Origin of the sequence: Vibrio sp. 10N.222.46.A1 (assembly GCF_041473595.1) — a bacterium.
In the GTDB taxonomy this organism is placed as follows: domain Bacteria; phylum Pseudomonadota; class Gammaproteobacteria; order Enterobacterales; family Vibrionaceae; genus Vibrio; species Vibrio tasmaniensis_A.
The window spans coordinates 1-5,653 of sequence record NZ_JBFRSN010000583.1; the positions used below are offsets into that span (position 1 = coordinate 1).

The 5,653-nt window shown below is 42.4% G+C and carries 1 protein-coding gene; it reads right to left on the reverse strand.

Annotated elements, in window-relative coordinates; all coding sequences use genetic code 11:
- Positions 1-1,046: 1,046 nt before the first annotated feature.
- Complete coding sequence (locus AB4496_RS16420) at positions 1,047-5,579, reverse strand: C80 family cysteine peptidase (RefSeq protein WP_372131385.1); 4,533 nt, start codon at positions 5,577-5,579, stop codon at positions 1,047-1,049.
- Positions 5,580-5,653: the final 74 nt, after the last annotated feature.

Sequence of the window (5,653 nt, forward strand, 5' to 3'; positions counted from 1 at the left end):
ATATTTAACCATATTTAAGTTTAAAATTCAGCTTTGAAAATGTTTTATTTTTCACAGATTTTGATACTGTTGTTATGCACTTCTTATTCCATTAACATCGATGCTGGATTGAGCCACATTCTAAGATTGATTTAGCTCATTAATCGGAAAGTCGGAACCTTTAAGCTCTATAGGAAAATTAGCTGACTAAGGTACATATGCATAAAAACATACTAACAACCTACCGGAGAATTCTAATTCCTCAAGCTCATTCACCACTAGTGACCCCCTTAGATCGTAAAATTACTGTTTCAAATATTGCTCGAACGTGATAATCGGAGTGAACTTTCCACTGGGCTATTGCATCACTTTTTAACACTCCTATTGCGTCATATCTCGAATGCCCAGGCTCCCAGTTACTTGTATTTTTACGCTGTGAGGTTAACGGAATAATACCTTTTCGGGGCAGTACTTAATGGTACACCTTCGTATCACAAGCTCCGTTACCTGACATATCATTGCTCTTTCTTCGAGGTAGATTAAGTAATGTTGGCAGCACTACACTATTACTACATCGACGAGGTTTACCTCTACACAAAGATTTCATGCGTACCTACATCCACTGTGAGATAGAGCGTTCGCCAAGTTCTCCGTTTTCATGGCCGTACTTTCTGACTTTCTATTCGTCCTCGCCAAACACTTTAAAAACAGAGAATCAATGAAATCTTGTAGCGTTCGAAGCGGGAGATATGATGCTCTTTTTCATAGAAGAGCATTATCTGAGTCGTCAAACCCTCTACGTCGCTTTCCATGGCGTATCGCACATTTCCATACTTTAATCACGCATCATTAATACAGAGTAACATAACCACTCTTACATATTACGCGATGATATTACCACCAACTCGATCTATGCAACAACGTATGCCTTAACCACCTAACAATCAGACACTTTAAAAATGCTTTCCAGATGAAGTTAAATCAATCATTGTATGAGAATTAAAATAAAAAAGCCGGCTTCAAAAAGAAGACGGCTTAGATTAATGTTTGAAATTATAGTTTATTAGCTATGCAAAAGCGTTTTTCCCTCTAGAAACATCGGACCATGCCTTAGTGATAGCAACTCGAGACTTACTATCAAGGTTATCCATAAAGCCATTGTCGCCACCCTGAGGCGCAAAACCACTCATAGCTTGAACCAATGCGTCAATCGAGGTGGCAGATAACGCGGTATAATCTCGTTCACCTTTCGCATCCTTATCTCTCATATCAACAACAACTTGTGCACGATTACCATTGAAGTAATCAGCGAAAGTGACAGAACCAATATGTTCAAACTTCGCTTGGTTAGTATCGCTTTCAGGATCACGTAATATAGAAAGTTTTAAATCATAACCACTACGCTCAAACCACAGTTTATTCCAATCAATGCCATTGAACACAATCTTATCTTCACTACGGATGTCTTCAACAAGGTTGTCGATAACATCACCGCTCACGACAAAACTGTCGACACCAGTCCCACCTTTGAATGTATTTTGGTATCCACCAAGTACCATCAAATCATGTCCTTCACCGCCATTGAACTGACTGAACTTTGACATGGCCGCTGCAATCAAGTGATCGTCCCCTTCCTCGCCGTTCAACACTGCGTGATAACCCAACAGCTTGACCACATCGTTACCAGTGTCAGCATTGATACGATTATAGTTCCCAAAGACATTGGCAAAGTCGTTCCCCGAACCTAACTCTACTTGGTTGTTATTACCGATCGTAACTGAGTAATCTTGCTCATCACCTGTATCCACGCGGTTATAATTACCAGAAGTCACAACATAATCTCGCCCTGTTCCGGTATCAATTTGTCCACCTTCCCCAAAGACAAATGCTTGATCATTACCAGCACCAAGGAAAACATGGTTAATTCGTCCAGCGACCACAGCAGTATCATTACCTTCACCACCAAACATCATATTTTCACGCCCCATAAGAACGCCCATATCATTACCTTCACCGCCGGTAAAAATATTGGATGTACCAGTTGCGTAATACACATCGTCACCTCGACCGCCCCAGAAGTTGTTGTTATCCCCTAGATAAGCCCCTAAATCTTTGCCGTCGCCACCCCAGTTGAAGTTATAGTTTCCTAGAGAAACATGGACATCACCATCCCCTTTTAAATGACCACTCTTACTTAAGAAATCGAATGTTTTTTCTTTCATATTCAGTAGATCTTTCGTTAGGTTCCCTTTCAGGTTTTCTACCAACGATTTCATCTCTTTTTGCTTATCTTGGCTAAAGATAGTCGTAAACAAGTTAGGTAGACTGAACGAATTAAAACCAAATGCACGATCTTTTTTCGGGGTTTTTTCAGGCGTTGTAGCCTCATCGCGACTTTTTTGAACACCATTTACGTTGGTCCCATTAACGGAAACTGATGCTTTATCCTCTTTCTCTTCTGGCGTTTTTTCTTTCAAACCATGAGTTTCTGCGAACGACTTAAGGCCATCTGCGCCCATATCAATTCCCGATTTCAAATCGTCTAACAGCTTAGTAGGATCGACGAAAGCTTGAAGTTGATCACCACTAAACTCACCAATCACTTCCAGCATATCTTTGAGGATTGCAACCCCGTCTACCGGCTTACCATTACGAGCAAGAATTTGCCCAGATGCGGTGTAATCCACACCGAAGATGTCCCCAAGTGTCGTATCCGCACCCACACCAGACAACTGGCCAAGTAGTTTATTCTTTAACTGTCGGGGTAAATCTTTAGGGTTATATGTGAAGGTTGTTTTCGCTTGACCTGTTGCAGAGAACTGCTGTGTCATTAAGCCAAACAAAGAACCTAGATTGGTATCAAGGATAGACTGGATATTGTCACCAAACATAAAATTCCAATTGCCCGACGTGACCTGAATATCCGCACCTTGACCACCAACAGCGAAGTTAAATGCTAACTTCTCATTCGCTTGACGAAACTTATCTGCGCGACTTAGTTTGTTTGCACTGGTGTCATTACCACCTAACCATTTGTTGAACTTCTTGTTCAGAACAGCTTCAGTGTCATTCTTCAAACCTCGGCTACTACGTCCATTTTGCGAATCCAAACTCACAAGAGTGTCATAGTCAACACTGCTACTTTGATCTAAACCAGACATATCTTTAACGAACTTCTTCGCGCCTGACAATGTCCACTGTTGATTTTGAGCAGAAACCCAATCTTTGCCTTTGCCCGAATTTGCTATACCTTGCAGAACTCCAGAAATACGAGCGGCCCCATCAAACGGGTTAACAAGTGGTGGGGTTGGGATCGATTTATCCAGCATCACAATCAAATCATTGCTTCGTCCTAAGTTGAAGCTCACGTTGCGATTTCCGATAAACATCTGCGCACCTTCCAGAGCCTGATAGCCACCGATATCGAAGCTGTGTTTGCTCTGACCATTACCGATATGAACCATCACATTGTTATCACCAAATGCCAATGACTTAAAGCCACCAGTGCCCACTTTAATGCTAACGTTAGATGTGCCCCAATTCACCGCGGTAAACTCGCCATCGCCCACATTCACTTGGATGTTCCCAGAGTAGCTGAGCTGATTGCTGTTTCCTGAAGTTGAGGAGGTTCCTTGATTTATTTTTCTTTTTTCTGGTGCCTCAAAAACATTGTTGTTTTCACCAATAGCCCCACGGACAGACTCGTCCGTCTTGCTCATACCAACGTGAGAAAGATTAATGTTTCCTTCAGCAATGCCATTTCGAATACGCTCTTCTTTCGTCGTCACTTCACCTTGAGCATCCAAACTAAATGTAACTTTGTGTTGTGGCGCTTTTTGTACCCAGTCGCCATTAGCATCACGAGTGTGTTTACGACCAGTTGAGTCAACCGCAACCTCTGAGCTCCGGACTGAAACATCGCTACGAATTCCATTTATATCCATCGCTTTAATAAGCTGCTTACCAAAGCCTTTCTGTTTGTCATCACTAATTAAAGAACAGCCCACGACGCTAATATGATCAGGTTGAGTGGTGATGCTTCCTGATCCACTGAAGGCTTGATTCAATTTAGCAAGCTTGACTGCTAATTCATCAGCACTATAACCACTCATGCGCATATTATTGTTTTCTGAATCACCACGGCCATGACCAACTAATTGCCATCTAACCTTTCCATCAAGCTTCGAGGGGTCACCAAACACCACTCGATAGTTTCCGTCTGAATCAAGTTGAACTACCACACTCTTATCAGGATGTTTACCTGCTAAGTTCCCCGCAGCTTTAGCCACCACAGGGTCGTTCTCCATTTGAACAATAACTTGTCCATCAAATCGAGTTTCCCCGCCACCCGTTTGAGGTAGAACTTCAACACGCTTCCAACTATCAACATGTTTATTATTAACATGACCGTCCTCTCCACTTAAGGAGCTAGTGAAAACAATCTTTGGTTTATTCACGACATCTTCGTAAACAGCACGTAGACTCACATCATCCTTCTCAATCTTGAATTGGTTCGTTTCACTCACTTTAAGTGCCGGTAAACCTAAACGATGGGTAATGCCAGGAACAAACCCTTCAATGCCTTTGTGAGATTGCAAATGTGCTCTCCCATAGATAGCAACAAATTTTTCACCCGCTGGCAATTTTTGCAACGTGTCTACCGCTATATTATTTGCAGCTCCAGCCCGATACATCAACCCATGCTCTGTCCCTTGAATGTTAGGGCGAGCCGTAATATTCGCATCAAGAGCAACAATGCGCATACCATTTGAACGTGCATTTTCAAACAAAGTAACGTCTATATGCTTAGTTTTGAGCATTGCACTTAATTCATTGGACATCACACCAGTAGCCAGATAATTGTCAATCAGTGGCTGCGCAAGATCCGAACGCAGGTGCTCTAGACCAATGACAGTGATACCTTGCTTCTTGAGTACATCCATTTGCTCATTAACAAAGCGCAAACCATTAACATCGCTGCCATGTACTTCGCCAATTAAAAGACCTTTACGGTCATTTAGAAGTAGAGAAAGCTGCTCTTCGACATTCTTCTTTTCGGCAAGTTTCTTACTTAGGTCTTCGTATCCAATACCAGAATATTGGCGATCCCAGCTCTCAACATCTGTCTCATGACTACTGTGGTAAATACCTTTAATTTGATCCATTCGACCGGCTTCAACTTGAGAAACATAGTTTCTGTCTGCGAATTTCTTTAGCAAGATCATTTCAGCTGAATCGCCGGAGCTCCGATCCGACGACTTAGCTGCTTCTTTCAAGAAATAGAAAGCCATCTGAACAGACTCAACCCCGGTCAAGTCTTGAAGCTCTTGGTAACTGTAACCCAAGTGGACAGTTTTCGTCGCTTCATCCAAGACAGCTTTGCTTAGTAAATCGTTCGCCTGTGATTTTTCCAACCATTGTTTGAAGTCTGAATAATGTTCGCCAAGTTCGATGTGATATTTAGCGTCAAAGCCCAAATCCTTCGGAGTCTCTCCATTATATCCTTGCTTTGGCGATAAATACGGGTCTTCATTTGCCCAACGGACCATCATTTCGGTTAGACCCGCAAGTTCACCATTGGCTTCCTCGATCGCCACCATATAAATGTCAGCGGCAAGTTCGGGGCGTGTCTTTGCAATAGCGTCAATGGCCTTTTGGGTAACTTTCATTTCCC